The sequence below is a fragment of the Gilliamella sp. B2911 genome (assembly GCF_026536965.1).
GTDB lineage: Bacteria > Pseudomonadota > Gammaproteobacteria > Enterobacterales > Orbaceae > Gilliamella > Gilliamella apicola_E.
The window spans coordinates 172,760-197,478 of sequence record NZ_JAFNNA010000004.1; the positions used below are offsets into that span (position 1 = coordinate 172,760).

General features: G+C 33.3%; 21 protein-coding genes, 2 tRNA genes and 2 pseudogenes. 7 read left to right on the forward strand and 18 right to left on the reverse strand.

Annotated features, from left to right (window positions below):
- Window positions 1–71: 71 nt before the first annotated feature.
- A complete protein-coding gene (locus J3U27_RS05600; RefSeq protein ID WP_065562498.1) occupies window positions 72–344 on the forward strand; it encodes a DksA/TraR family C4-type zinc finger protein in 273 nt (90 codons plus the stop codon).
- Between the two features lie 62 nt (window positions 345–406).
- On the opposite strand, the gene J3U27_RS05605 is transcribed toward J3U27_RS05600, so the two are convergent.
- A complete protein-coding gene (locus J3U27_RS05605; protein ID WP_065562497.1) occupies window positions 407–1,063 on the reverse strand; it encodes a DUF421 domain-containing protein in 657 nt (218 codons plus the stop codon).
- Window positions 1,064–1,257: 194 nt separating this feature from the next.
- Between J3U27_RS05605 and J3U27_RS05610 the strand changes: the two genes are divergently transcribed.
- Window positions 1,258–1,773 carry an endonuclease V gene (locus J3U27_RS05610; RefSeq protein ID WP_267336912.1) on the forward strand — a complete coding sequence of 172 codons (516 nt, stop codon included), beginning with the start codon at window positions 1,258–1,260 and terminating at the stop codon, window positions 1,771–1,773.
- Window positions 1,774–1,955: 182 nt separating this feature from the next.
- Here J3U27_RS05610 and aroD read toward each other — a convergent pair whose 3' ends face one another.
- From aroD to erpA, 6 genes are all read right to left on the reverse strand, one after another.
- The gene (aroD, locus tag J3U27_RS05615; protein ID WP_267377037.1) at window positions 1,956–2,720 is read right to left on the reverse strand and encodes a type I 3-dehydroquinate dehydratase; all 765 of its coding nucleotides are present in this window, start codon (window positions 2,718–2,720) and stop codon (window positions 1,956–1,958) included.
- Window positions 2,721–2,809: 89 nt separating this feature from the next.
- Complete coding sequence (locus tag J3U27_RS05620; RefSeq protein ID WP_267377039.1) at window positions 2,810–3,682, reverse strand: shikimate dehydrogenase; 873 nt, start codon at window positions 3,680–3,682, stop codon at window positions 2,810–2,812.
- Window positions 3,683–4,182: 500 nt separating this feature from the next.
- Entirely contained in the window at window positions 4,183–5,379 is a 1,197-nt protein-coding gene (locus tag J3U27_RS05625; RefSeq protein WP_065734198.1) for an MFS transporter, read from the reverse strand.
- A gap of 304 nt (window positions 5,380–5,683) precedes the next feature.
- Window positions 5,684–5,759: transfer RNA gene (locus tag J3U27_RS05630), tRNA-Gly, on the reverse strand.
- A gap of 21 nt (window positions 5,760–5,780) precedes the next feature.
- Window positions 5,781–5,868, reverse strand: a tRNA-Leu gene (locus tag J3U27_RS05635).
- A gap of 194 nt (window positions 5,869–6,062) precedes the next feature.
- Window positions 6,063–6,401 (reverse strand): iron-sulfur cluster insertion protein ErpA, encoded by a 339-nt coding sequence (gene erpA / locus J3U27_RS05640; protein ID WP_065734199.1) that lies wholly within the window; start codon window positions 6,399–6,401, stop codon window positions 6,063–6,065.
- A 158-nt stretch (window positions 6,402–6,559) separates the two neighbouring features.
- Between erpA and hemL the strand changes: the two genes are divergently transcribed.
- The gene (gene hemL, locus J3U27_RS05645) at window positions 6,560–7,852 is read left to right on the forward strand and encodes a glutamate-1-semialdehyde 2,1-aminomutase (RefSeq protein WP_267330279.1); all 1,293 of its coding nucleotides are present in this window, start codon (window positions 6,560–6,562) and stop codon (window positions 7,850–7,852) included.
- Between the two features lie 69 nt (window positions 7,853–7,921).
- Window positions 7,922–8,395 (forward strand): thioredoxin-dependent thiol peroxidase, encoded by a 474-nt coding sequence (bcp, locus tag J3U27_RS05650; RefSeq protein ID WP_065562491.1) that lies wholly within the window; start codon window positions 7,922–7,924, stop codon window positions 8,393–8,395.
- 30 nt (window positions 8,396–8,425) lie between these two features.
- Here the strand turns inward: bcp and J3U27_RS05655 are convergent, their stop codons facing one another.
- Both J3U27_RS05655 and J3U27_RS05660 read right to left on the reverse strand, forming a co-directional pair.
- Window positions 8,426–9,511: an AI-2E family transporter gene (locus J3U27_RS05655; protein ID WP_065562490.1), complete on the reverse strand. Its 1,086-nt coding sequence runs from the start codon at window positions 9,509–9,511 to the stop codon at window positions 8,426–8,428.
- A 33-nt stretch (window positions 9,512–9,544) separates the two neighbouring features.
- Window positions 9,545–11,062, reverse strand: a complete 1,518-nt coding sequence (locus tag J3U27_RS05660) for a helicase HerA-like C-terminal domain-containing protein (protein ID WP_267377040.1) — start codon at window positions 11,060–11,062, stop codon at window positions 9,545–9,547.
- Between the two features lie 102 nt (window positions 11,063–11,164).
- Here J3U27_RS05660 and J3U27_RS05665 point away from each other — a divergent pair, with 102 nt between their 5' ends.
- Window positions 11,165–11,380, forward strand: a complete 216-nt coding sequence (locus J3U27_RS05665; RefSeq protein WP_065562488.1) for a YdcH family protein — start codon at window positions 11,165–11,167, stop codon at window positions 11,378–11,380.
- A gap of 361 nt (window positions 11,381–11,741) precedes the next feature.
- On the opposite strand, the gene mgtA is transcribed toward J3U27_RS05665, so the two are convergent.
- Window positions 11,742–14,450 carry a magnesium-translocating P-type ATPase gene (mgtA, locus tag J3U27_RS05670; protein WP_065734202.1) on the reverse strand — a complete coding sequence of 903 codons (2,709 nt, stop codon included), beginning with the start codon at window positions 14,448–14,450 and terminating at the stop codon, window positions 11,742–11,744.
- A 685-nt stretch (window positions 14,451–15,135) separates the two neighbouring features.
- On the opposite strand from mgtA, the gene J3U27_RS05675 reads away from it, so the two are divergent.
- The gene (locus J3U27_RS05675) at window positions 15,136–15,825 is read left to right on the forward strand and encodes a hypothetical protein (RefSeq protein WP_267377041.1); all 690 of its coding nucleotides are present in this window, start codon (window positions 15,136–15,138) and stop codon (window positions 15,823–15,825) included.
- 77 nt (window positions 15,826–15,902) lie between these two features.
- On the opposite strand, the gene J3U27_RS05680 is transcribed toward J3U27_RS05675, so the two are convergent.
- The 8 genes and pseudogenes from J3U27_RS05680 to hutW form a co-directional block, all read right to left on the reverse strand.
- Complete coding sequence (locus tag J3U27_RS05680) at window positions 15,903–17,795, reverse strand: DNA topoisomerase III (RefSeq protein ID WP_267330277.1); 1,893 nt, start codon at window positions 17,793–17,795, stop codon at window positions 15,903–15,905.
- Window positions 17,796–17,810: 15 nt separating this feature from the next.
- Window positions 17,811–18,578, reverse strand: a complete 768-nt coding sequence (locus J3U27_RS05685; RefSeq protein WP_065562484.1) for a GNAT family N-acetyltransferase — start codon at window positions 18,576–18,578, stop codon at window positions 17,811–17,813.
- A gap of 36 nt (window positions 18,579–18,614) precedes the next feature.
- A complete protein-coding gene (zntB, locus tag J3U27_RS05690; protein ID WP_065562483.1) occupies window positions 18,615–19,616 on the reverse strand; it encodes a zinc transporter ZntB in 1,002 nt (333 codons plus the stop codon).
- A gap of 80 nt (window positions 19,617–19,696) precedes the next feature.
- Window positions 19,697–20,470, reverse strand: a complete 774-nt coding sequence (locus J3U27_RS05695) for a heme ABC transporter ATP-binding protein (protein ID WP_218058400.1) — start codon at window positions 20,468–20,470, stop codon at window positions 19,697–19,699.
- 16 nt (window positions 20,471–20,486) lie between these two features.
- Window positions 20,487–21,473 (reverse strand): FecCD family ABC transporter permease, encoded by a 987-nt coding sequence (locus J3U27_RS05700; protein ID WP_267336918.1) that lies wholly within the window; start codon window positions 21,471–21,473, stop codon window positions 20,487–20,489.
- 23 nt (window positions 21,474–21,496) lie between these two features.
- Window positions 21,497–22,135, reverse strand: coding sequence for an NAD(P)H-binding protein (locus J3U27_RS05705; RefSeq protein ID WP_267377042.1), 639 nt, complete (start codon window positions 22,133–22,135; stop codon window positions 21,497–21,499).
- 17 nt (window positions 22,136–22,152) lie between these two features.
- Entirely contained in the window at window positions 22,153–22,653 is a 501-nt protein-coding gene (gene hutX / locus J3U27_RS05710) for a heme utilization cystosolic carrier protein HutX (RefSeq protein ID WP_267336919.1), read from the reverse strand.
- 125 nt (window positions 22,654–22,778) lie between these two features.
- Window positions 22,779–24,092: pseudogene (hutW, locus tag J3U27_RS05715) on the reverse strand (heme anaerobic degradation radical SAM methyltransferase ChuW/HutW); the annotation flags it as partial.
- A gap of 224 nt (window positions 24,093–24,316) precedes the next feature.
- On the opposite strand from hutW, the pseudogene J3U27_RS05720 reads away from it, so the two are divergent.
- Window positions 24,317–24,719: pseudogene (locus tag J3U27_RS05720) on the forward strand (IS4 family transposase); the annotation flags it as partial.

The following is a 24,719-nucleotide window of genomic DNA, read 5'->3' on the forward strand; positions in this document are numbered from 1 at the left end:
TCATATTACTTGAAACTGGTCAAATAAGCACCATATTATTCATCTAATATAAATTTTTAGGAGGTGTAATTATGGCTAGTGGCTGGGCATCTGACGATGCCGTTAACCAACAGATCGAAAGTACAATCACAGATGCTATCGAAATCGCCAGACGCCAACTAAAACACGATAAACCTAGTGCCGAGTTTTGTGTTGAATGTGGCGATACTATTGCAAAAGCCAGACAAATTGCCTTACCAGGTGTGCAATACTGTTTAGCTTGCCAACAAGAAATAGATAAGCAATTGGCAAAATCTGCAATATTATATAATCGACGTGGTAGTAAAGATAGCCAACTAAGATAACAAGCTCTTAATAAGGGGAATTGAGTAAAACTCCTTCCCCTTTTATATTTTGCTTTCCTCAATTATTCTTTATTTTTTGAATTACGAACTTCATCATAAGGGTAAACTAATAATTTACCATCAAACCATTCTGCACAAAAAACTTCATCAATATCTTTATAACCTTGTTTTTTGATTTCATTCTTAAGCCATGTTTCACTTTTGTGGAGTTGTTCAAGGTTGTCTTGACTAATAGCCCCATTTTCAATCACCAGTACTGCGATATCTTTATCTCCTTTCTTGATAATGGTTAAAGATCCATTTAATTCGTACCACACTTGTTTTAATTCACTAAATGCGCAAATTCCTTGAATATTAATTAGCGTTTCAAAATCTCTAACAGGTAAATTCGCTTTTTTGAAATTTTCAGAGATTAGATTGCCATTTTTGATTAATTGTATAGGTTCACCATCAATAGCATCTCGGAGTTTTGAATTTTTAGATTTGATAAATCGCACTAAGATAAGAAGACCTGCCCAAATCGCCACAGCTCCAGCGGCTTCCCACGCAGAAACATTAGCATTAAGTAATGTTCCACCTACCAATGCACCAATAACCATGCTACCAACCTGATCCAGCTGTGACATCGGTGCGATTTGGCTTTTTCCTGATAATTTGACATAAATAAGTAAAATGATAAGTGCAATTAAAAATTTTGGTGCCATTTCAAGTAAATACATTCCTGCCTCCAAGTGTAGATCCAATCTAAACGACCATTGCTTAGCTATCTGGTCTAATCGGATAAATAAAAGATGTATTACGAATTAACTAAATTTTTATTTATTTGAAATCAATGACTACTTGTTTTTTAATAGAGATTAGAAAGTTTAATACGAGAGCATTGCTATTCTACTCCAAAAAGGATTTTAAAAAAATGATACTTGCAATAGATGTTTACTATTTAAATGATAAGGCAAAAACTGTTGGCATTTTATTTGAGCAATTTACTGATGGTATCAATGAGATAAAATCTGTTATCAATGATTATCAATCGAATGTTCTGCCTTATCAATCAGGCCAATTTTATAAACGTGAATTACCTTGTATATTAGCATTATTGTCTCAGGTTGATCTCAATTCGATTGATGTGATTATAGTCGATGGTTATGTTCATTTGAATGGTGGTAATCTTGGTTTAGGTGGTCATCTTTATGAAGCACTGGATAAAAAGATACCTATTATCGGCGTTGCAAAAAAATCTTTTACCGATAATAAACAATATGCCATTGAAGTAATGCGTGGTAAAAGTAATAATCCAATCTATATAACATCATTAGGAATGTTACTTAAAGAGGCAGCAGATCATATTCAATCAATGGCCGGCAAATATCGCATACCAGATTTACTGACCTATTTGGATCAACAAACTAAGTTGTTTAAATTCGAATAATACAATAAAAATGGTTAAACAGGTTTATGTTATTAATTCACTAAAATACTATTGATATAGATTTTAATATAGTCTTCATATTAGTCATTTAATATTAATAATTTGCACCAAAGAGTTTATATATTGACTATCTTTCGTTTATCTTTTTTTAACTTAAGTTGTTTATTAAAACGCTAGAATTTTTAAGCCAAACTTTTATGTAATATATTTAAGATGTTTCTTAGATCTTTTACATCTAGCTGCCCTGGTGCAGATGCATTTTTTGCTGCACCAAAAGTGAGGTCTGACCCAAAAGTTTCACCTGCAATTCGGCTAATCGCACCTGTTCCAGCCATTGCCATAGTAATTAGTGGTTTACGTGCATATTTGTCTTTCATTTCAGCTGTTGCAGCAAGTAAGTTAATTACATCTTCACGCGAACGTGGCATTACGGCAATTTTAGGAATATCTACACCAAGATCCTGCATTTTGCATAATCTTGCTACAATTTCATCTTTTGGCGGAGTCTTATCAAAGTCATGATTGGAGGCTATCACTAAAACGTTATGCTGATGAGCTAACTGGACAATTTCTTCAACATATTTGTCACCAGTGAAAACTTCGATATCGACAAGATCAATTAAACCACTTTTTATCATCTGTTTATTAAGGTTGATATAAAATTCAATCGTAGCAGGATAAACTCCGCCTTCATTAGCGGTACGGAATGTAAATAAAATGGGTTTGTAGCCAATGATTGTTTGTAATTTATTTGCTGTTTGTTTTACTTTTTCAACATCATCAACTTTTTGAAAATGGTCTACTCTCCATTCAACCATATCAAAGTCAATTTTTGTCAAAAATTCAGCTTCATTAACTAATTCTTCTTCTGTTTTTCCTACAATTGGAACAATAATTTTAGGCGCTCCAACACCAATATCTAAACCTTTAACTGTAATTTTTGACATCTATCCACCAATTTATCTTTTCTACTCTCTTAATTTACTGAGAGAATAGTCTGTAGTTATAAATAATTTTAATAAGTTAACTAAAATTTTTAATCATTAAAGCCCATTTTTTCTTTAACATAATCAATTGGAGCTTCTTTTCCTGTCCAAATTTTAATTTGTGCATGACCTTGCCATAACATCATACCGATACCGTTTAACGTTTTACAACCTTGCGATTCGGCTATTTCTAATAATTTTGTTTTACGTGGACTGTAAATACAATCGGTTACGACGAGATCTTTTCTTAGCATAGTTGGATCGGTAATTAAGCTTTTTCCTTCTGACGGCTTCATACCAATACCAGTAGCATTGCATAATACTGCACTTTCAGCAATTTCCTGACGTAATTTTGAGTGATCAGCTAAATCATAAACTACTGCTTCACAGTCAGTTTTTGCATTTATTCGGTTAACTATTTCTACAATTTTGTCAAAGCATTCATCTTTTTGATTAAAAATTGAAATCTTTTTAACGCCATCTAATGCGGCTTGTACGGCAATAGCACTTGCAGCACCGCCTCCACCAAGTAAAGTCAACTTTTTACCTATAACATCAACAGCCGCCTCTTTTAATGAGCGCATATATCCTATTCCATCAGTATTATATCCGGTTAATACTCCATCATCATTTGAAATGGTATTACAGGCTCCAATAAGCTCTACTGCTGGTGTTAATTTATCTAAATATTGGCACACGAGTTGTTTATTCGGCATTGAAACAGCACTACCGCGTAAACCTAATGCACGTAAGCCTTTTATAGCATCAGGTAATTTTTCTTGCGTCACTTCAAAAGCTAAATAGACATAGGGAATATCTAATTTAGAGTAAATTATATTTTGCATTTTTGGTGATAAGCTGTGCCGAATTGGATATGCCATTAATCCAATTAATAAAAAGTGTCCATCAATATTAGCTCTCATGCTTCTCTCCAATTATTAATGATTAAAATTCAGCGAGTTTTTTAAGTAATCTTTTCGTATCTTATAGATACATTTTTGCTCGTTCAATTGGAGAATGACTCAATAAAAATTCATCATCACTACGCTAAATTGAAGTTGGCATTTCATGTAAAGATTTTAGTAATGTTATTACCTCAATACCACCTCGCTCGGTGATAATTGATAATTCTTGCTTAATAAAGTAACTCCTAACTGTTATTAAGCTTTTCTCAAATTATATAATCGCATTTGATAATTCTTAGATGTTTTTTCAAACCTAGGATTAATACTAAAAACACCAACATTAAGCCATAAAAAACACGAAAATCAGCGATAAATACTTTCCAGTATTATTTTGATGTTTAAGATAACTTTCTAAAAATTCTAGGCTTACTAATTTACCATTTTTTTTACTTTAAATTACTTATCATCGTAAAGCACCTTATCGTGATAAGGTGCTTTTTTAGTATTGCTGAAAGTAATTAAATTTTATTCATATCAATAACTTTTTTGAAACGTGAATAAACAATTAATCCTAATATTACACTTGATAATGCAACAACTAGATCGACTAAGATAGCATAGCTAACATTGATTAATGCTAACTTAGGGACTATTAGGGGAATGACAATAAATGATAAACCACTGAAAGTATACATTGTTCCAACTGCAAACCCTTTACGATCAGGAAATAGCTGCTGCATAACAACTAAGGTGAGTTGTAATATACCTCCTGCTGCTGTTAATCCCATTCCTATTGCCACAATTAAACTCATTGTAGGATTAAGATTAAATAAAAACATTAATAAAGTTAATGCAGAAAGTAACGGCAATATAATAATGCAATAAATTGGTTTTATGAATTTTTTAACAATATAGGCTGTTGTAAACACAGAAATTATTGATGCAGTACTATAATAACTGATCAATTGTTTGGAAGCGATTGGTTCCATTCCTATACCTTTCTCTGCAATCGCAGGTAGCCATTGTAAAATGATGACAAAGGTTGCAGTGGTGGTGAAGCCCATAATTATTAATAAAATACCTTCAAAGAAAATATTCGGTTTACCAATGAAATAGTCACTATGGCCTTCATTGCCACAAATAACTGTATTTTTGGAAGGAAATGTTCTTGGCGCTAAAAGTAAAAAATTAATAATGATAAAAGTAACAAAACCGATGAAAGCATAGCCATACCATAAATCATAAGCATGAAAGAATGTAACAATGAATGGTAAGACTAACGTTCCTATTGAAATAAATGCTTTAATTAAAACACTTGCAGTACCTGCCGAACGAGGAAAGCATTCGGTTAAAGCAGGCATGGAGCCGGTATCTAAAAATGAGTTTCCAGCACCAATAAACATAGCCAAACAAAATGCAACATGTATATTGTGACAAAAGAGAGTCCCAACGAAAAAGATAATATAACAAGACATGCCCATAAGGATAAATGGTTTGCGTCCAAATTTATCAGATAGTATTCCTCCAATAAACATTAATAATATTTTTCCATATCCTATTCCTGATGCAACGTAACCAATACCTATAACATCATCAGTTTTTAATTGTGCAGAAATTTCGACAGAAAATTGCATAATTACTATTAAAGCGATACTTTGAATAATGTAATTAGCATAGATAGAGCCAGCTATCGAATATGAGCTGTGATTACTCATTAGTTAATACTCCAATACAAATTTAAAAATCTTATAAAATTAACTGGCTCAATATTAGCGGTAAAAGTATCTGAATAAAAGGAAAAATAATCTTTGAAATAGTTTTATTAATTAATTATTGTTAATTTAGATAAATTTTTTAAATAATCATCTCAGAATTGAAATTGGAGGAGCATTTTTTAAAAGATTATAAAAAATTGAATATTTCTAGCTATGAAAAAAATCTAGATAGTTTATTTGTAATACGAATTGAGTAATGAATTTCAATGATAAATTTGATTGAGGATAATGATTGAAAAAAAATTGGAGCGGGAAACGAGGTTCGAACTCGCGACCTCAACCTTGGCAAGGTTGCGCTCTACCAACTGAGCTATTCCCGCTTACAAAAAAAGTGTTTTTAATGGTGCCCGGGGCGAGACTTGAACTCGCACGGCCAAAAAGGCCGAGGGATTTTAAATCCCTTGTGTCTACCGATTTCACCACCCGGGCTCAAAACTTATTACCGAAAGGTAACTGCGTTTTGGATGCTGTGCATTTTACCTATCTTAAAATTTACGTCAATAAAAAAATTAAAATAATTGTCTAACTGCTCAATGTTTGTCACATTTAAGGAAATTTTAATCAATTCCCTTAAAATTTGGATTTAATATAAATAAAAATTTTGGCTAATGTTTTGTTACTAATTAGACGCTGAAAGATGATCCACAACCACAGGTTGTAGTTGCGTTTGGGTTATCAACAACAAAACGAGAACCCTGCAATCCTTCAATATAGTCTATAGTGCCTCCAACAAGATATTGTAAACTCATAGGGTCAATAATAAGTGAGACACCATTTTTTTCGATCGCCAGATCATCTTCATTTACTTTTTCATCAAATGTGAAACCATACTGGAATCCACTACAACCACCACCAGTGATATAGACTCTTAATTTAAGATTTGGATTTTCTTCTTCCGTTACTAAAGTTTTTACCTTGTTTGCAGCAGCATCAGTAAAATTAATGGGTAACGCATCGCTCATTTTATTCTCCTACTTTAAGTACTGATATATTATATACTCTTGAAAAAATAAAATACAAAATGAAAACATCAATTAGTTAAATTTGTAATAGCTTGCTTGAATTTAAGTTAATTTTATGAATAAATACGACAACAATTACTATAAAGAAGACCATAATTATGCTTAAAACATTTAAATCTGAAATACTTTACCGCGAAGCAATGGCTTTTATGCCAGGTGGTGTTAATTCACCTGTACGTGCTTTTAATGGAGTTGGTGGTACGCCATTATTTATAGAGAAAGCTAATGGTGCTTATATTTATGATGTTGATGAAAAAGCTTATATTGATTATGTCGGATCTTGGGGACCTATGATTTTAGGTCATAATGACCCTGATGTTGCCAATGCAGTTATTAACGCTGTTCGTAATGGTTTGAGTTATGGTGCGCCAACCGAAATCGAAACAAAAATGGCTAACCTAGTTACACAATTGATTCCATCAATAGAAATGTTACGTATGGTGAATTCCGGCACTGAGGCAACTATGAGTGCAATTCGCCTTGCACGAGGCTATACAGGACGTGACAAAATAATCAAATTTGAAGGTTGTTACCATGGACATGCTGACTATTTGCTTGTTAAAGCCGGTTCTGGCGCGCTCACTTTTGGACACCCTACTTCACCGGGTGTGCCTGAGGATTTTGTTAAACATACATTAGTTTGTGATTATAACGATTTAGAATCAGTAAAAAAACAATTTGAGCAATATCCTAATGAAATTGCTGCAATTATTATTGAACCTGTGGCAGGTAATATGAATTGTGTCCCAGCTAAAAAATCGTTCTTACAAGGATTAAGAAGCTTGTGTGATACTTACGGGGCTTTATTAATTATTGATGAGGTAATGACTGGGTTTAGAGTTGCACTTGGCGGAGCTCAAGAATATTATGATTTAGTTCCTGATTTGACTTGCTTAGGTAAGATTATAGGTGGCGGTATGCCTGTAGGTGCTTTTGGCGGGCGTGCTGAAATTATGCAACAATTAGCACCAACTGGACCAATTTATCAAGCAGGAACACTTTCAGGGAATCCTGTTGCTATGGCAGCGGGTTATGCCACGTTGACAAAGTTAATGGATGTTGGTATTTATTCAGAGTTAGAAGAAAAAACTGCCTCACTAGTTAATGGCCTATATGCAGAAGCAAAACGATATAATATTCCGTTTGTGGTTAATCATGCAGGAGGAATGTTTGGATTTTTCTTTACAAATGCTCTAGAAGTGAGCAGTTATAAGGATGTAATGAATTGTGATGTTGAATTATTCAAAAAATTCTATCATCATATGCTCGCCGAAGGGGTTTACTTTGCGCCTTCAGCTTTCGAAGCAGGTTTCATGTCACTTATGCACACAGATAAAGAAATCGATCATACGATTGATGCAGCTAGTCGTTTTTTTAAAAACATAAGTTAATTTGATAAAATATAGTAAATTATACCCATAGCGATTAAAATTTTAACTATTAACATAGGTAATAAATTTATGGTTAATCCTTTAAAAGAAGGTGAAAAAGCACCTCAATTTTCTCTGCCTGATCAGGATGGTGAGCTAATTAGTTCAAAAGATTTCAAAGGTCAGCGTATTTTGCTCTATTTCTATCCGAAAGCGATGACTCCTGGTTGTACAGTACAAGCTTGCAATTTACGAGACAGTGCTGACGATTTTAAGAAATATAATGTAGTTGTTATTGGTATTAGTACGGATAAACCTGAAAAGCTATCGCGTTTTGTTGATAAAGAATTGTTGAATTTTACGCTACTTTCAGATGAGGATCATAAAACCTCTGAAGCGTTTGGTGTTTGGGGCGAAAAAGAGTTTATGGGAAAAACTTATGACGGTATCCATCGTATAAGCTTTTTGATTGGTAAAGATGGTAAGATCGAGAAAGTCTTTGATGACTTCAAAACGACCAACCATCACACTGTGGTTTTAGATTATCTTAAGAACCATAGTTAACACTTCTAATTAAAGCAGATTATATTTTCATTAATCTGCTTTTTTTTCACTTTTAATATTATTAATCTCTTCAAGATTTGGCCAAGCATTTATAATCGCTTTAACTAAAGTTGCTAACGGTATAGCAAAAAATACGCCCCAAAATCCCCATAACCCGCCAAAAATGATAACAGCTACAATAATCACTAAAGGATGCAAGTTAAGTTTTTCAGAGAAAAGATAAGGAACCAATAAATTGCCATCAAGAGCCTGAATAAGGATATAAAAGAACATTAAATATCCAAATTGTGCAGTAACCCCCCATTGGAAAAGTGCAATTAGGACAATAGGGATACTTGAAATAATAATACCAATGTAAGGAATAAGCACTGAAACACCAACTAACACTGCTAACAATAATCCATAATCTAAACCAAAATACCAAAATGGAATATAGACACAGGCAGTTAAAATAATGATGTGTAAAACATTACCGACTATGTAATTAGATATTTGTTGATCCATCTCTGTAGCTACTTTGTTTAATATTGTTCGATTTTTTGGTAATATTTTCGAACAATATCCCCATATCTTAGATTTATCTTTCAATAAGAAAAACATAATAATCGGAACTAATACCGCATTTATAGCAACAGAAACTAAGCTAAACAGTGAGCTGATTGAAAACTGGAGCAATGAGTTACCTGTTTGCATGACTTTATTAGTTATACCTTGGAGTATTGAGTCAAATAGACCAACATCGATAAGCTCCGGATAATGTTCAGGCAATGATGTGATGAATTTATTAACAAAATTCAACATATTTGGAATATTTGTTATTAAACTAACACCTTGTTGCCAAATCAATGGTAACAAAATCATAATTCCGGTTAAGCCGACAAACATAAATACAAATAGTACAATAACAACAGCTAATGTGTGAGGAACTCTCTTTTGTTGTAAATACTTAACCGGTCTATCTAGTAGATAAGATAAAACGATAGCAATCAAAATAGGCAGTAAAATTTTATTGAAAAAATAGATGATAAAAAATAAAACAATGATAACAATCATTAACGAAACCACATGAGGATCGCTAAAGCGTTTTTTGTACCATTCAATAAACAATTTTAACATCTATAACTCCTTTTTGTAGTTTATTAATCTAACCTATTTTTTGAAACCACCCAAGATTCCTCGAGTAATTTGTCTTCCAATTTGATTTACCATCTGTCTGGTCGCACTTTTAGCAACACTTTGAACGATACCGTCATGCTGTCCACCTTTTGGGCCGGTTCTACCAAAAATAAGTGAACTTAAAAAGTCCATTATACCACCATGTTCCTCTTTATCAGATGGATTCTGATTGGAATCAGTTTCTATTGAATTTTGACTATTTTCAGTATTTATACTAAAACCCTGTTTAAGTTTTTCGTAGGCTGATTCGCGATCGATGGTTTTTGAATATTTATCATAAAAGCGAGATTTTTGAATAATCGTCAACTGTTTTTCTATATCCATAGGCCCCATTTTTGATTCTGGCGCTATTATCATTCCGCGTTGAACAATATTAGGGCGCCCCTTTTCATCTAGAAATGAAATTAAAGCCTCTCCTACCCCAAGCTCCATAATAGCTTTTTCAGTGTTAAAATTTGGGTTAGCTCGCATGGTTTGGGCTGCAACTTTGACTGCTTTTTGATCTTTAGGTGTAAATGCTCGTAATGCGTGCTGCACTCGATTACCCAATTGACCAAGGATAGTTTCTGGAATATCGGTTGGGCTTTGTGTAGCAAAATAAATCCCCACTCCTTTAGAGCGAATAAGGCGAACAACTTGTTCGATTTTTTCTAATAATGCGGGAGAAATATCATTAAAAAGTAAATGTGCTTCGTCAAAGAAAAATACAAGTTTTGGTTTATCAAGGTCACCTACTTCTGGTAAATGCTCGAACAGTTCTGATAATAACCAAAGTAAAAATACTGAATATAATTTTGGTGAATTATATAATTTACTGGCAGATAAAATATTAATAACACCACGACCATCAGCATTAGTTTGCATTAAATCATGTATATCAAACATCGGCTCACCTAGAAAGAATTCAGCACCTTGCTGTTCTAAAGTAAGCAATCCACGTTGAATAGCACCAATAGTTGATAAACTTATATTGCCATATTGGGTAGTAAATTTTTTAGCGTTATCACCAATAAATTGGATGAATGTTCTTAAATCCTTAAAGTCTAGTAATAATAATCCATTATCATCGGCAATTTTAAAAACTAATTGTAGAACGCCAGATTGAATGTCATTTAGATTTAATAATCGCCCTAATAATATAGGACCTATATCGGAAACTGTACTGCGAACGGGAATACCTTTTTCACCAAATACATCCCATATTTCTAAAGGAGAAGAATTAGGAAGCCAATCTTTTACACCAATACTTTCTAGCCGTGCTTTTAATTTTTCAGATAATAGGCCATTCTCCCCTAAACCGGTCAAATCACCTTTTACATCAGCAAGAAACACGGGTACACCAATCTGCGAGAATTTTTCCGCTATCTTTTGTAGGGTTACGGTCTTACCTGTACCTGTTGCACCGGTAATTAAACCATGGCGATTAGCCAACGATGCAAGGATGTATAAATCATTACCTTCACTTTTTGCAATAACGATCTTTTCATTCATAGACATCTCCCATTCAAAAATTGCTATTAAAACAATTGAGAATATTGTAAGCTGAATTATTGTTAACTGCTATTATTTTAATTAATCTTATAAGGAGGCTGTATGTTTCCAGAATACCGTGATTTAATCTCTAAACTAAAAAACTCAGATTTACATTTCCAAAAATTATTTGATGAGCACAATGAGCTCGATCAAAAAATTAAAAATATCGAGTCTGGTATTGCAATTGATACTTCGGAAACGATTGAAAGTCTAAAAAAACTGAAGCTAAAATTAAAAGATGAACTTTACGAAATTTTGAAAAAAGCTTCTAAATAACTCATCAAATATAAGCTTATAAAGCTTTATTGTGTTATAAAACCCCAAGCTGTGGGGTTTAATTTTTGCAAATCATTTATAGAAAGTTATTTATTAACTTTCTCTTGTTCTTTTTTCAGTTTGCGATGTTTGATTAGTGTAATTAAATTTTTGTGTGGGGTTTTCATTTTTTACTCCTCTTATTGTTATTTATAGGCTCCTTAAAAACATTTCTAAAAAGCTCGATTATTTATACAAATATTATTATCAATTATATTTATCAATATGTGTACTCATCACTACTATAACACACTAGTTCAATATTTATACTTCTTTAGTTAATGATGTAAGCAACATCGTCACTTACATCAATTTTGTTATTTTAGAACCATTGTCCAAAGCGTTTTATGTAAATCCTTTTCATTATTTGAGCAACCACACAGTAACTTAATAATGTTGCAACTAACCATGGAAAATAGGACCATGGTAATGGTTGAAGACCAATTAGGCTACCTATTGGTGAAAAAGGAATATAAATACCCACCGCCATAATTAGCATAGTCATTACTATTACTGGGAATGCCGCGGTACTTTGTATAAATGGTATTTTCTGAGTCCTTAGCATATGTACAACTAAAGTTTGTGATAACAATCCTTCGATAAACCAACCTGAGTGAAACAATGATTCAGCTGCAACACTATTAGCACCAAAAACAAACCACATCAATGCATATGTTGTTATGTCAAAAATAGAGGATGTTGGTCCAATCCAGATCATAAAACGTCCAATATTTTGTGCATCCCATTTACGAGGTTTTTGTAAAAACTCTTCATCCATCTTATCCCAAGGTAATGATAATTGTGAGATATCATATAATAAGTTTTGGATAAGCAAATGAATCGCAAGCATTGGTAAAAATGGTAGAAATGCACTAGCCACTAATACAGAGAAGATGTTACCAAAGTTAGAACTTGCGGTCATATTTAGGTATTTCATAATATTACCGAAAGTTTCGCGTCCGCAAATTACACCTTCTTCTAATACAAGTAAGCTTTTTTCAAGCAAAATGATATCAGCTGATTCTTTAGCGATATCAGTAGCGGTGTCCACTGAAATACCAACATCTGCATCTCTCAACGCTGGCGCATCATTAATACCATCACCTAAAAATCCAACAGTATGACCATTACTTTGTAACAATCTAATGATTCGAGATTTTTGTAATGGAGTCAACTTAGCGAAAATAGTGCGTTGCTCAATTTGCTCTTTTAACTCAGCGTCACTCATTTTTTCAATGTCGTTACCAAGTAAAGGTATACCCGGTTCTAAGCCAACTTCTCGGCATACTTTAATCGTGATGATTTCATTGTCACCAGTTAGAACTTTAACGCCAACGCCATGTTCATTCAATGCAGAAATAGCTTCATAAGCACTTTCTTTAGGTGGATCTAAGAAAGTCAAAAACCCACGAATGGCTAATGATTTTTCATCTTGGACACTATATTGAGCTTTAGTTTGTGATGCTGAAATATCTTTTACACCTACTGCTAACACTCTAAATCCATCTTTATTATAATTGTGTGCAAGTTCAATCAATGCTTGTTTACGATTTTCGTCTAACGGTAAATACTCGCCGTTTTCATAAACAAAATCTGAAATAGATAGCATTTCTTCAACTGCGCCTTTACAGATCATTAAATGATTTTCATCATTGCCTTGTACAACAACCGATAAACGACGGCGAACAAAATCAAATGGTAATTCATCAATTTTTTTATAAAGACCTACACCCACTTTTTTAACACTGGTTTTTTCTTCAGCAAAACGGATGATCGCTTTATCCATCAAGTTTTTCATTCCACTTTGATAGTAACTATTGAGCCAGGCCAGTTGTAAAACAGATGGATCAATCTGCCCATTAATGTCTAAGTGATGTTCTAAAATAATTTTATCTTGTGTTAAAGTACCTGTTTTATCAGTACATAAAATGTCCATCGCGCCAAAGTTTTGAATAGCATTCAAACGTTTTACCACAACTTTTCGTTTTGCCATGCCAACAGCACCTTTAGCTAGATTTGCACTAACAATCATCGGTAACATTTCAGGCGTCAAACCAACAGCAACAGCTAATGCAAATAATGTTGCTTCCCCCCAATCGCCTTTGGTAAATCCATTTATTAGTAATACAATCGGAACCATCACTAACATAAAGCGAATTAGTAACCAACTTACGCTATTTACACCGCGATCAAATGAGGTTTCGGCTCTTGAACCCACTATTGATTTTGCTAATGAACCAAAATGTGTATCAGCACCTGTTGCAACAACAATAGCTTTAGCTGTTCCACTCACTACATTGGTGCCCATAAAACAAATATTGTTTACATCAAGTACATTGTCCTTATCAATTTTTGAAGAATCTATCTCTTCTGTCGTTTTTTGCGATACCGCGCCTAAGGTGTCATATTTTTCAACTGGAATTGATTCACCGGTTAACACCGCTTGACTCACAAATAAATCTCGCGATTCGATTAAACGAATATCGGCAGGAATCATGTCCCCAGCTGATAAAAACACAATATCTCCAGGAACGATATCGCTTAAAGGAACTTCAATATGCTCAGTTGGCATATTTTTATTACGACGGCGTAGAACTGTGGCTGTAGTTCGGATCATTGACTTTAATGCTTCAGCAGCTTTATTTGAACGAAACTCCTGCCAAAAACGCAATAATCCACTAAGTGTTACCATGGTTAAAATGATAATAATTCCAGTTAGATCTGTCTCTTCACCGTTTTGTAATGGCAACCAGTAATCAGTAAAAAAACTTACCAGTGCTAATATTAATAGTACAAATATAAATGGGTTCTTAAAAGCTAAAAGTAACTGAACAAAAGCTGATGGCACTTTTTCTCGAGCCACTTCATTTTTACCATACTGTTCCAATCGAGATTTTACATTTTCTTGAGTTAACCCCGAAAGACTTGATTGAAATTTAGACAAAATGCTATCTAAGCTATTCTGAGCTTCTTCAAGTGCTTTTATGTTTAAAGTATTATCTGTCTTTACTTGAGATGTTTTTTTAATCATAGTTTGTACCTATCTATTTTTCAGGCAAAAGGAACCCGCTCTTAGTTAACGTTAAACTAGGAGTTATTAAGTTCTTATCGACTAAAATTTAAACGTAAAGCAATAACTAACCATTGCAGTTAAGGCTTAACATGAAATAAAAATATTAAAAATAATATTAATTAAAAGTTAGATACAACTAGGTGGCTCTAAATGCTTATCTGTCAGATATAACACTCGCAAAAGTGCTTTATGAGCACAAAGGTATTTTGAATTTGTGTGATAGCGTGTAGAAAACTGCATATCGTTCACCGTTACCGTTTTTATCAATTTCGGCTTGTGAACTGAAAAAATAACTATTTAGACAGGTTCATTAACCGATAATGATGTGTTTGAATTTATCTCCCCATAGTTTGGGGTGACCCGATTGACTGTCCATATTTCTCCTGTAAATTGAACTCATCACTTTGTATTTCAACTTTTCTTAAACCTCATTTTTAACCATCTCTTATCGTTAAAAAAGTAAGAAAAGCTCAAAGGCGAGCATTTTATACGCTTTTGCATTCAAGAAGTCAACCGATTACTTGTAATAAAGTTGCAATTGATTAAAAACACCACTACTAGGATGATGAAATGTAGAATTAATACCCGTTTTACATAATATCAGTTACAATTAACCAATTGTTAACAACACTGGTTAAATTGGATGGATATTACTCAATTGTTGCAAGATAATTGGTTTAATTTATTTATTATCTTCGCTCTATCAATTATTGGCTTTATTTATAAAAGAAACACACCTAATAATTACTTTGACAATATTATTAGATATACAGATATATTAGAAAAAGTACCTCAACCTAGTTATCAAAAAGATTATTTAAACAATATCAAGAAAAAACTGATTTGGGAAAAAGTTTGTTTTTATAAACCAGGCAATATTAACAAAGAAAGAATTGCTATTTCTGTTGTTAATGCAGATATTCATAATGTTATTGAATTGAGTCAATTAAATCAATTAACTCAATATTTCGGTATTGAAAAAAACCGTATTACATTTCTTAGACCTTTTTTAATTAAAGACGTGATTTTAACTGCTGCTGTTAGTCTATTTACCTTTTTTATGGTTATATATAATCTCCATACTATTTTCAAATCAGAATGGATTATTAATGTCATTATTTCTGTATTGACGATTTTTGTTCTAATAATCATTATTGCGCAATTTGCTAAAGGACCATTAAAAAGATTAAATAGTTACCGCATCCTTTTAAAGGATAAACAATTTTTAACTAGAGCAAATAAAGTATTTGCTAAAATCCTCGATGAAAATAGACCAATTGATACACTCTCTAAAGAAATTGACAAAAAAGAGTCTACGGATTTAGGAGAATAATTATTATTTAGATTTTATTATTAGACAGGACAATAAATAATAAAAAAACTATTTATTGTCCTTTTGGTAATAGAAATTTATGATTGAATTTTCAATCTTGAATTTTTTAACTGTTCAACTAATGTAAGCAAAGACGAATTTAATTGATACATAAATTGTTGATAACTGAATTCTTTTTTACTAATTTCCTCAAGCTGTAACTCCCAATGTGCAGTCATATCTGGCATTGAAACACTTTCCGGTAATGATAAAATCAAATTTTGGCCTACCTTCGTTGAACGAATTGATTTACCTTGACGCGTTAAAAATTGACGTTTAAATAAAAGCTCAATAATACCAGCTCTTGTTGCCTCAGTACCTAATCCATCAGTTTCGCGTAATATTTTTTTTATCTCAGGATCTTTAACAAATCTAGCTATACCTGTCATTGCAGAAAGTAAAGTCGCATCCGTAAATGGTCTTGGAGGTTGAGTTTCTTTACTAAGTAATTCGGTATCAATACATAGGACTGATTCGCCTTTTTTAACTAACTTAGTTAATAAACCATTATTCTCACTATTATCGGTATCGTTCTCTGCTTGATAATTTTTACTTCTAAACAGTACTTTCCAGCCTTCGTCCAACATTTGATTGGCTTTAGAGATAAATTTACCACCATTGATATCAACATCAATCTGTAACTCAGCATATTTATAAGCTGGATAAAATTGTGCTAAGTATTGTGTAGCAATCACTTGATAGACGGCTAACTCATTACTAGATAAACTTTCGGTTCTCACTTTACGCAATGTTGGAATAATAGCGTGGTGAGCCTCAACTTTTTTATCATTCCAAGCTTTGGAACGTAAAGTGAAATCAGCATTATTAATTGCAAATTGTAACGCAGAACAATTGTTTTCAATCGCAGATTTTACACCATTAATTTGTGTTAAGTGCTCTTCCGGCAAAAAACGGCAATCTGAACGAGGATAGGTAATTAATTTATGTTTTTCATATAATGATTGGCAAATATCAAGTACATCTTGTGCACTTAGACCATTTCGTTTTGCCATTTCAATTTGTAAAGCAGATAAATTAAATGGCATAGGTGGTGCAAGTTCTTTCTTTTTATTACTTACTTTATCAATAGTACCTGTCTGATCTTTAATTCGTTGACAAACGTTTTCTGCTAAACCTTTAACTAAAACTCTGCCCTCTTCATCTTGATAAGGTTCACATGCCTCGCTTGGTTGCCATTTGGCCTTGAAGGTTTCGTTATCCTTGGTTTGTAATATGGCATAAACTTCATAAAATGGTTTAGGAACAAATTGCGCTATCTCTAAATCTCGTCTAACCACTAATCCTAAAATCGGTGTTTGTACGCGCCCAATAGAAAGTACACCACGATAACCGCTTCGTTGCCCCACAAGAGTACAAACACGACTCATATTCATCCCATATAACCAATCAGCTCTTGCTCTTGCTAAAGCAGAAGTAGATAATGGGATAAAATCTTGATTACTACGTAATTGCTCAAGTGATTTTTCAACAGCGCTAGCATTCAAATCGCTGATTAAACAACGTTGAATACTTTTCCGCTTTTCTGGTGGTAACTGGCAATAGTTAAGTACTTCATCAACTAATAATTGCCCTTCTCTATCTGGGTCACCCGCATGTACAATTTGTTCAGCTGATTTAATCAATTCAACTAAGGTGTTAAATTGTTTTTCGGTACTATTTTTGGGTATCAATATCCATTTTGCAGGAACAATGGGTAGATCGTCTAAAACCCATTTTTTATAGCGTTCATCATATATTTCAGGTGTTGCTTGTTCTAATAAGTGCCCAATACACCAGCTAACAATATCACCATTACTGGCTTTGATAAATCCATTTCCCTTTTGGTGGGGTTTAGGCAAAACATCAGCAATAGCTCTAGCTAAGCTCGGTTTTTCGGCAATAAATAGACGATAAGGTTCTTTAGATTGCATAATAATTAGTGTTAATCATAAATTCCAAACGACATAAGCATTATAGGGTTGATTTAAAATATAACCCAACTCAGTAGCAAGCTTTAAAGAGGGCTTGTTGTGAGCATCCCAGTTAGGTGTTATTTGACGATCTAGGCAAGCTAAAATTAACTTTGCCGAACTAATCAATGCAAGTCCTTTTCGCCTTTCCTCAACTATTGTATCGACTTCAATGTCGATACTATTATTATATGCTAAATAAGATGATGCACCAGAAACAATAACATTATCTTTTAAAATAATAAATCCCAATCCTGATTTTTCAAAATCCAAGTATGAATTAAAGTTTTTACACAAGTCTTTAGCCCATTCAAGATTGAGAATTTGCTGATAATACTTTTCATCAATAGCTTTTAATTGATAGTTTTCAGGTAATTTTGAGATAATTAATTGTAGTTTCTGAATATCAAATTCTGTAGGAGTATAAAAACTATAACGTGTAATTTTTTCATAATTGTTGCGATATACATTTTCAATTAAATTTTGCCAAGTTTTATCAATAGGGATAAGAATTGCATAATCATCACTATATACTTTTGGAATATAGTGAAGCATTTGCTGGTTTGGTTGACCTGCTAAAAAAAAGAAGCAACCAAGATTAATTGCTACTGATGTAGGCCGCAATAAATCATCAGCATATGCAAAACCGATATTTCCTTCCCAATAAGCTTGAATAATTGTTTGAGTTGTACTTTGAAATAATGATTCAATATCTTTTTTATTAATAATTTTATCAAAATACATCAATATATTTCCTTTTTCATATTTAAGCTTAATTTTTTACCACCATTTTTTTAGCTTAAGCCATACCACTGAAAGTATACTGATCAGAATTAATAGTAATATTAACCCAATAAATGACCACTCTTTTTCATTGAACGGAATGCCGGCCAAATTAACACCAAGCAAACTAGTGATAAAAGTAATTGGTGTAAAAATGATGGTAAACAAGGACATTAAATAAATACGTTTATTGGTCGATTCGGCCAAAATGCTATTAATTTGTTCCATAACGGAACCAATTCTAATCAAACAACTATCAATTTCAGAGACATAGTGATTTTGTTGGCTAGAAATGTCATGCAATCGCTGGCGATCATTGTCATCAATCCAAGATATTCTTTCAGTCGAAATTTTGACAAATATATCGCGCTGTGGGGAAAGTAAACGACGTAATATAAAAAGTTGTTTACGAACTCTTCCAATTTCCTTGTGAGAAAAAATCCGTTGATTTAATAATAGATCTTCCAATTTGATGATTTTATTGTGAACCCCATCAAAAGATAAATTAACTTGATCACAAATTAATTCAGAAAGTTGAATTAGCCAATCAGCAACATCTACAGGGCCAATACCTTTTTCTAAATTTTCTTTTAATTTGATGATGGCATCAATTTTTTGGTGCCTAGTTGATATTATAAAATTATCAGTTATATAAAATCGGAAAGTGACGATAGGATCAGGTAGCTCATTAGGTGTAAAATTAACACCTTTAAGTACGACTAAAATGCCTGTATCAAAGCGAATTTCTTTAGGAAACTGATTGGGTTTAATCAATTCATTTTTGACAAGATCTGGAATTAAATTTGTTTGGTTAATCCAATTGATTGTTTCGCTTTTAGCAAAATCAAGATGTATCCAATAAGGTTGTGAAATTGAAGCTTCACTTTTATCATTTAAAGGGTTGGCTTTGCCCTTCCCATCCAATTGACAACTAAAGACAGGGTGTGCTGCAAGTAGATCTGAAACCAGAATAGAATTATTACTATTTTCGTTAATCATCATCAGCCCCAATTGTTAAGTTTGCTTAATTATATACTCATTTTGAACGAAAATGGAGCGGATGATATTAGATTTATCCTTTAGGGATTTAAATAGATTTGAGGTATTGATGAATGTTTAGGGTGATTATAAACACCTAATTCAACACCATACCATCGATTGATATTTTCAACAGTTAATACTTCAGATGGTACGCCTTGTTCTACAATTTTTCCTTGGTTAACAAGAATAATTTTATCAGCATACAAAGCAGCTAAATTGAGATCATGTAAGATGCAACATACAGCCAATTTCTGTTTAATAGCTAACTGCTTTAATAATCTTAAAGTATGTTGTTGATGATAAAGATCAAGTGCAGAGGTAGGTTCATCTAAAAATAATAATTTTTCATTAGATTGCGGTTGCCACAATTGAGCTAAGACTCTAGCTAATTGAACTCTTTGCTGTTCTCCTCCGGATAAACCTCTATAATCTCGGTCAGCAAATTGTAAACAATCAGTTTGTACCATCACTTCGTGAATTGATTCATCAAAATGTATTTTGCCATAAGGAGCTCGTCCCATTGCTATTACTTCTTTTACTTTAAAAGGAAAAGTAAGTTGGCTTTGTTGAAGCATAACTGTTCTTATTTTTGCTAATTGTTTTTGTGGCCACTGTGATAATGGTTTATCTAATAGATAACATTCACCAGATAATGGTTTTTGATAACCTGTTAGTAAACGCAATAAAGTGGACTTACCTGCGCCATTAGGACCAATGATAATTACAATTTCGCCTGAATTTATTGATAAAGATACATCATTAATTATCATTCGACGACCATAACCAAATGTTAAATTTTTAGCGGTTAACACAATAAATCTCCATCAGTTATTTATGTCTCAGAATAAGCCAAAGAAAATACGGACCACCAATTAGGCTGGTTAAAAGACCGACAGGAATTTCAGTTGGAGCAACTAATGTTCTAGCTAAAGTATCAGCTAATAAAAGTAAACAAGCACCACCTAATGCAGAGCCAGGTATTAGCCATTTATGGTTTGCACCGACTTGTAAACGAATCATGTGAGGTACAACTAATCCAACAAAAGCAATAATGCCACTCACTGCAACAGAAGTACCAATCAGTACAGCACTAAGTAATAATAGATAGCGTTTAGTGCGTTCAACATTGATACCTAAATAATGAGCATCTTCATCCCCCAGCTGTAATATGTTGAGATGATGAGCAAGTTTAATAACACATAATAACGTAGGTAAAATTAATGAAATGGATACAATGACCAAGTCCCAAGAGCCTTTTCCTAAATGTCCCATTGACCATAACGAAAGTTGACGTAATTGTGATTCATCACTAATGTAACTGAGTCCTCCCAATATTGAGCCAATGATGGCATTAATTGCGACCCCTAACAAAATCATTTTAGCTAAATTACATTGTTCATTAAGACTATAGAGGTATATAAGAATACAGATAGATAAACTACCAGCAAATGCAGCAATCATTTTTCCATAAAGCATCATAATCGGAGGAAAAACGGCAGGAAATAATATCGTTATACCTACCATTAGGCTTGCACCACTACTAATACCTAATAAACCAGGATCAGCTAAAGGGTTTCTGAATAATCCTTGCATAACAGCGCCAGCACTAGCTAATGCCATACCAACTACTACTGCGAGTATAATTCTAGGTAATCGAATATTGAACCAAATATTCCATAAAGGATCATTGAATGACATACTCATTAATTGATTAAAAGAAAGTTTTAATGCGCCTGAGTTTGCCGAATAGACAATTAAAATTAATAGTAAAGCAAATAATCCCAATAACAATAATTGTTGACTAGATTTTCGCACCGATTAACCTCATATTTTTAATACTAATAACTCACCGCTAAGCTTGGGTCAACAACACTATATGCTCGGTTATCAAATTGTTGATTAGCAATTTTATCAATGATTATTCTGGCTAATTCTTTGCGATATACAAAACCATGAACTTCCTTAGCGAAATAACATTCACCGCGATTGGTTGTTTCTCCATCTCGTAAACCACCTGGTCTTAAGATCACATAATTTAATGAGCTGGTTTGTAACCAAATTTCAGCTAGTGATTTTTCTCGAACCGCATTACCAAATGCTTGCTTAGCTCGTAAGGATAATGTTGACCATGAATCACCACAACCAAGCGAGGTCACTAATATCATTTGTTTAATTTCAACCTGTTCTGCGCAATCAATGATAATGCGCTGAGCAATGTAATTACCCGTTTCTCCACCTAAAGTTGAAATTACTGTCGCGTCACTACCGTTTTGTTGACATATCTGTTTCACTAATTCAACGTCAGTTGCATCGCCAACATGAGTTTCAATACCTTGTTCAGATAATTGTTTTGCAAAATCGGCATCACGAACTAATACAATACAACGCCACTCAGGGTGGCATTGTTTGATTAATTGAGATACTTGATAACCAGTTCCTAGCTTTGAACTTACACCAAAAATAATTACTGTTTTCATTTTATTGTTTCTTAAAATTAATTGATTTTTTTTGCTAAAGCTCTAAATTTTTCAAGTTGTTCTGCTTTTAATTGATGTTTTTCATCACGCCCAACAAAAATTTTAAACATTGATTGACCTAAATGATTAAGGAATATAATAGAAGCAGTCGACATTTTCATAAATTTTCTTTCAATAAATGCAATATATTGGCAATGTTCTGCTTTTATGTGACCACTTAACCCTTTTTGATGGCGTAAGTTAAAGTATTTTTGGCTATGAGTTCCAGGAGGCAATTCACCTGAAATTTCAGCAATAATGTCACCAGTATGAACTAAAAACAATACGTCACCCCAAGTTGTTACTTCTTCCCAAATTGTATCAAAGTTACTTCCATCTACGATTTTTGCATCAGGTATTGCTTGGATCACTTGCGTCATAGTGACTTTATGATCTTGGGCAATTTTCTCTAGTAATTCTTCAGGGTTAGATTGCATATAAGTTGCAAGATTACTTAAAAGGGTTTGTTTATCTGCCATAGTAATTTCCTTTAATTTTTTGTTTTTACTTGGATGTTTTGCATATGTGGGTGAGATTTAGGCATACCATTACCTTGTTGCATGGCTTGTCTAGCTTGTGCCATCTTCTTTTGTAATTCAATATGCTCAGGATTATTAAGCTGTAGTAAAAGCTGTTGCAAAGCTTGTACAATATTACTTGACCAAAAACGTCCCGATAAAGTCAATCGTAAACAACGATCTTCATTTTGTAGTAATCCTACTTCATGCCATTGCTTGATTAATGGATCAAATAATTCAGCTTGATTGGTAAGTTGCGTTAGATCAACACGCCCTTTTTCTATACCTGCTTGTAATTTATGCAGCCAGTCACCGAGTAATGGTTTACCGGTTAACATCATTAGGGGCTTTTTACCTTGATCTAATAAGGCATAATATTGATTTAAATCACGATGGATCATATATGATTGCCCGTCTAGCTTTCCACCAGCACAAGAACCAAATCCAAAAAAGTGTGAGCCTTGTTTGATTAAAAAATTGTATAAATTCCGTTCACGACTCGTTTTAGCCCAATGAGCATTGGTTAAATGAGTCCATCCCTGTCTATCTAAATATTTAGCTCCTTGATGATAAAAATCGCACTTATCAGTTACTGTTGGAATCTCTATTCTTTTATTTTCAACACCTTTAGCTAATGGAGTTGTTGGTAAAAGATTTAAGGAGTAAAGATCAATCCCGTCGAGAGGCAATTGATCGGCGATTTCTAAATCTCTTTGCCAAGTAACTGGAGTTTGATTAGGTAGTCCAAACATAAGGTCACAAACTAAAGCAACACTATCTCGTGCAGCAATACGTTCAAAACTTTTAATAATTTCCTTTTCAGAAGACTGGCGTCCTAATCGCTGTCTAATTTCGGTATTAAAGGTTTGAATACCTATCGAAAAACGGTTTGCCCCAGCCTCAATGTAACTATCAATTTTATCCTCATCGAAATCAGAAATTCGCCCTTCTACAGTAATTTCGCAGTCAGGTGCTAGAGGAGCATGTTTTTTTAGATAATTTATTACACGAGCTAATTGTCCTGCAGCTAAAGCTGAAGGTGTTCCACCTCCAAAATAAATAGCATGAATTGGCGCAGACTGCATCGCTTTATTGTTAATTTCTAGGGATATCTCTTGTAATAAGTAATCAATATAAGTGTTGGTATCAAATTTACGCAAAGGATTTTGATAAAATCCACAAAATTGACAATGAATATCACAAAAAGGAATATGTATATAAATTAGACGTTTTCGTCCAGATAGATCTGAATTTTGAACAATACTCCATTGTTGTTCCAATTCTTGAGGTGATACTGGTAAACTTGCTTGTAAAGGCATTACTGCCCAACGATCTTTAAAAGGTAAAACTGAGTTTGAAGCGTAAAACGCACTTACATCAAATGATTTCATAACATCCATTCATAAAAATAATCTCGGTGAATTAAATAATAATTATTATCATTTATCAATATTTTTTTAATTATTTTCTTATTTATCTATTTAAATCTGATTATTTTTTAAAATTTATGCTCAGTTCTGATGAATCCCCTAATGATTTTTATCAAAATCATTAAGTTAAGGTAGATACACATCTTGTCATATGATCAAATGGTTTCGCCAAAAATCAATAATCAGACAACAAAATGTGCGAACTCGATATTTTACACGACTCTCTTTACCAATTCTGCCCCGAATTACACTTAAAACGACTCAACAGCTTAACGTTGGCTTGCCACGCCTTACTTGACTGTAAAACTCTCACTCTTACCGAACTTGGCCGTAACCTGCCAACCAAAGCGAGAACAAAACATAACATCAAACGAATCGACCGATTGTTAGGTAATCGTCACCTCCACAAAGAGCGACTCGCTGTATACCGTTGGCATGCTAGCTTTATCTGTTCGGGCAATACGATGCCCATTGTACTTGTTGACTGGTCTGATATCCGTGAGCAAAAACGGCTTATGGTATTGCGAGCTTCAGTCGCACTACACGGTCGTTCTGTTACTCTTTATGAGAAAGCGTTCCCGCTTTCAGAGCAATGTT

Bases quoted from the DNA above. Each gene is read 5' to 3' on its own strand.
- J3U27_RS05600 (WP_065562498.1), top strand. From the start codon at position 72: ATGGCTAGTGGCTGGGCATCTGACGATGCCGTTAACCAACAGATCGAA.
- J3U27_RS05605 (WP_065562497.1), bottom strand. From the start codon at position 1,063: ATGTATTTACTTGAAATGGCACCAAAATTTTTAATTGCACTTATCATT.
- J3U27_RS05610 (WP_267336912.1), top strand. From the start codon at position 1,258: ATGATACTTGCAATAGATGTTTACTATTTAAATGATAAGGCAAAAACT.
- aroD (WP_267377037.1), bottom strand. From the start codon at position 2,720: ATGTCAAAAATTACAGTTAAAGGTTTAGATATTGGTGTTGGAGCGCCT.
- J3U27_RS05620 (WP_267377039.1), bottom strand. From the start codon at position 3,682: ATGAGAGCTAATATTGATGGACACTTTTTATTAATTGGATTAATGGCA.
- J3U27_RS05625 (WP_065734198.1), bottom strand. From the start codon at position 5,379: ATGAGTAATCACAGCTCATATTCGATAGCTGGCTCTATCTATGCTAAT.
- erpA (WP_065734199.1), bottom strand. From the start codon at position 6,401: ATGAGCGATGCGTTACCCATTAATTTTACTGATGCTGCTGCAAACAAG.
- hemL (WP_267330279.1), top strand. From the start codon at position 6,560: ATGCTTAAAACATTTAAATCTGAAATACTTTACCGCGAAGCAATGGCT.
- bcp (WP_065562491.1), top strand. From the start codon at position 7,922: ATGGTTAATCCTTTAAAAGAAGGTGAAAAAGCACCTCAATTTTCTCTG.
- J3U27_RS05655 (WP_065562490.1), bottom strand. From the start codon at position 9,511: ATGTTAAAATTGTTTATTGAATGGTACAAAAAACGCTTTAGCGATCCT.
- J3U27_RS05660 (WP_267377040.1), bottom strand. From the start codon at position 11,062: ATGAATGAAAAGATCGTTATTGCAAAAAGTGAAGGTAATGATTTATAC.
- J3U27_RS05665 (WP_065562488.1), top strand. From the start codon at position 11,165: ATGTTTCCAGAATACCGTGATTTAATCTCTAAACTAAAAAACTCAGAT.
- mgtA (WP_065734202.1), bottom strand. From the start codon at position 14,450: ATGATTAAAAAAACATCTCAAGTAAAGACAGATAATACTTTAAACATA.
- J3U27_RS05675 (WP_267377041.1), top strand. From the start codon at position 15,136: ATGGATATTACTCAATTGTTGCAAGATAATTGGTTTAATTTATTTATT.
- J3U27_RS05680 (WP_267330277.1), bottom strand. From the start codon at position 17,795: ATGCAATCTAAAGAACCTTATCGTCTATTTATTGCCGAAAAACCGAGC.
- J3U27_RS05685 (WP_065562484.1), bottom strand. From the start codon at position 18,578: ATGTATTTTGATAAAATTATTAATAAAAAAGATATTGAATCATTATTT.
- zntB (WP_065562483.1), bottom strand. From the start codon at position 19,616: ATGATTAACGAAAATAGTAATAATTCTATTCTGGTTTCAGATCTACTT.
- J3U27_RS05705 (WP_267377042.1), bottom strand. From the start codon at position 22,135: ATGAAAACAGTAATTATTTTTGGTGTAAGTTCAAAGCTAGGAACTGGT.
- hutX (WP_267336919.1), bottom strand. From the start codon at position 22,653: ATGGCAGATAAACAAACCCTTTTAAGTAATCTTGCAACTTATATGCAA.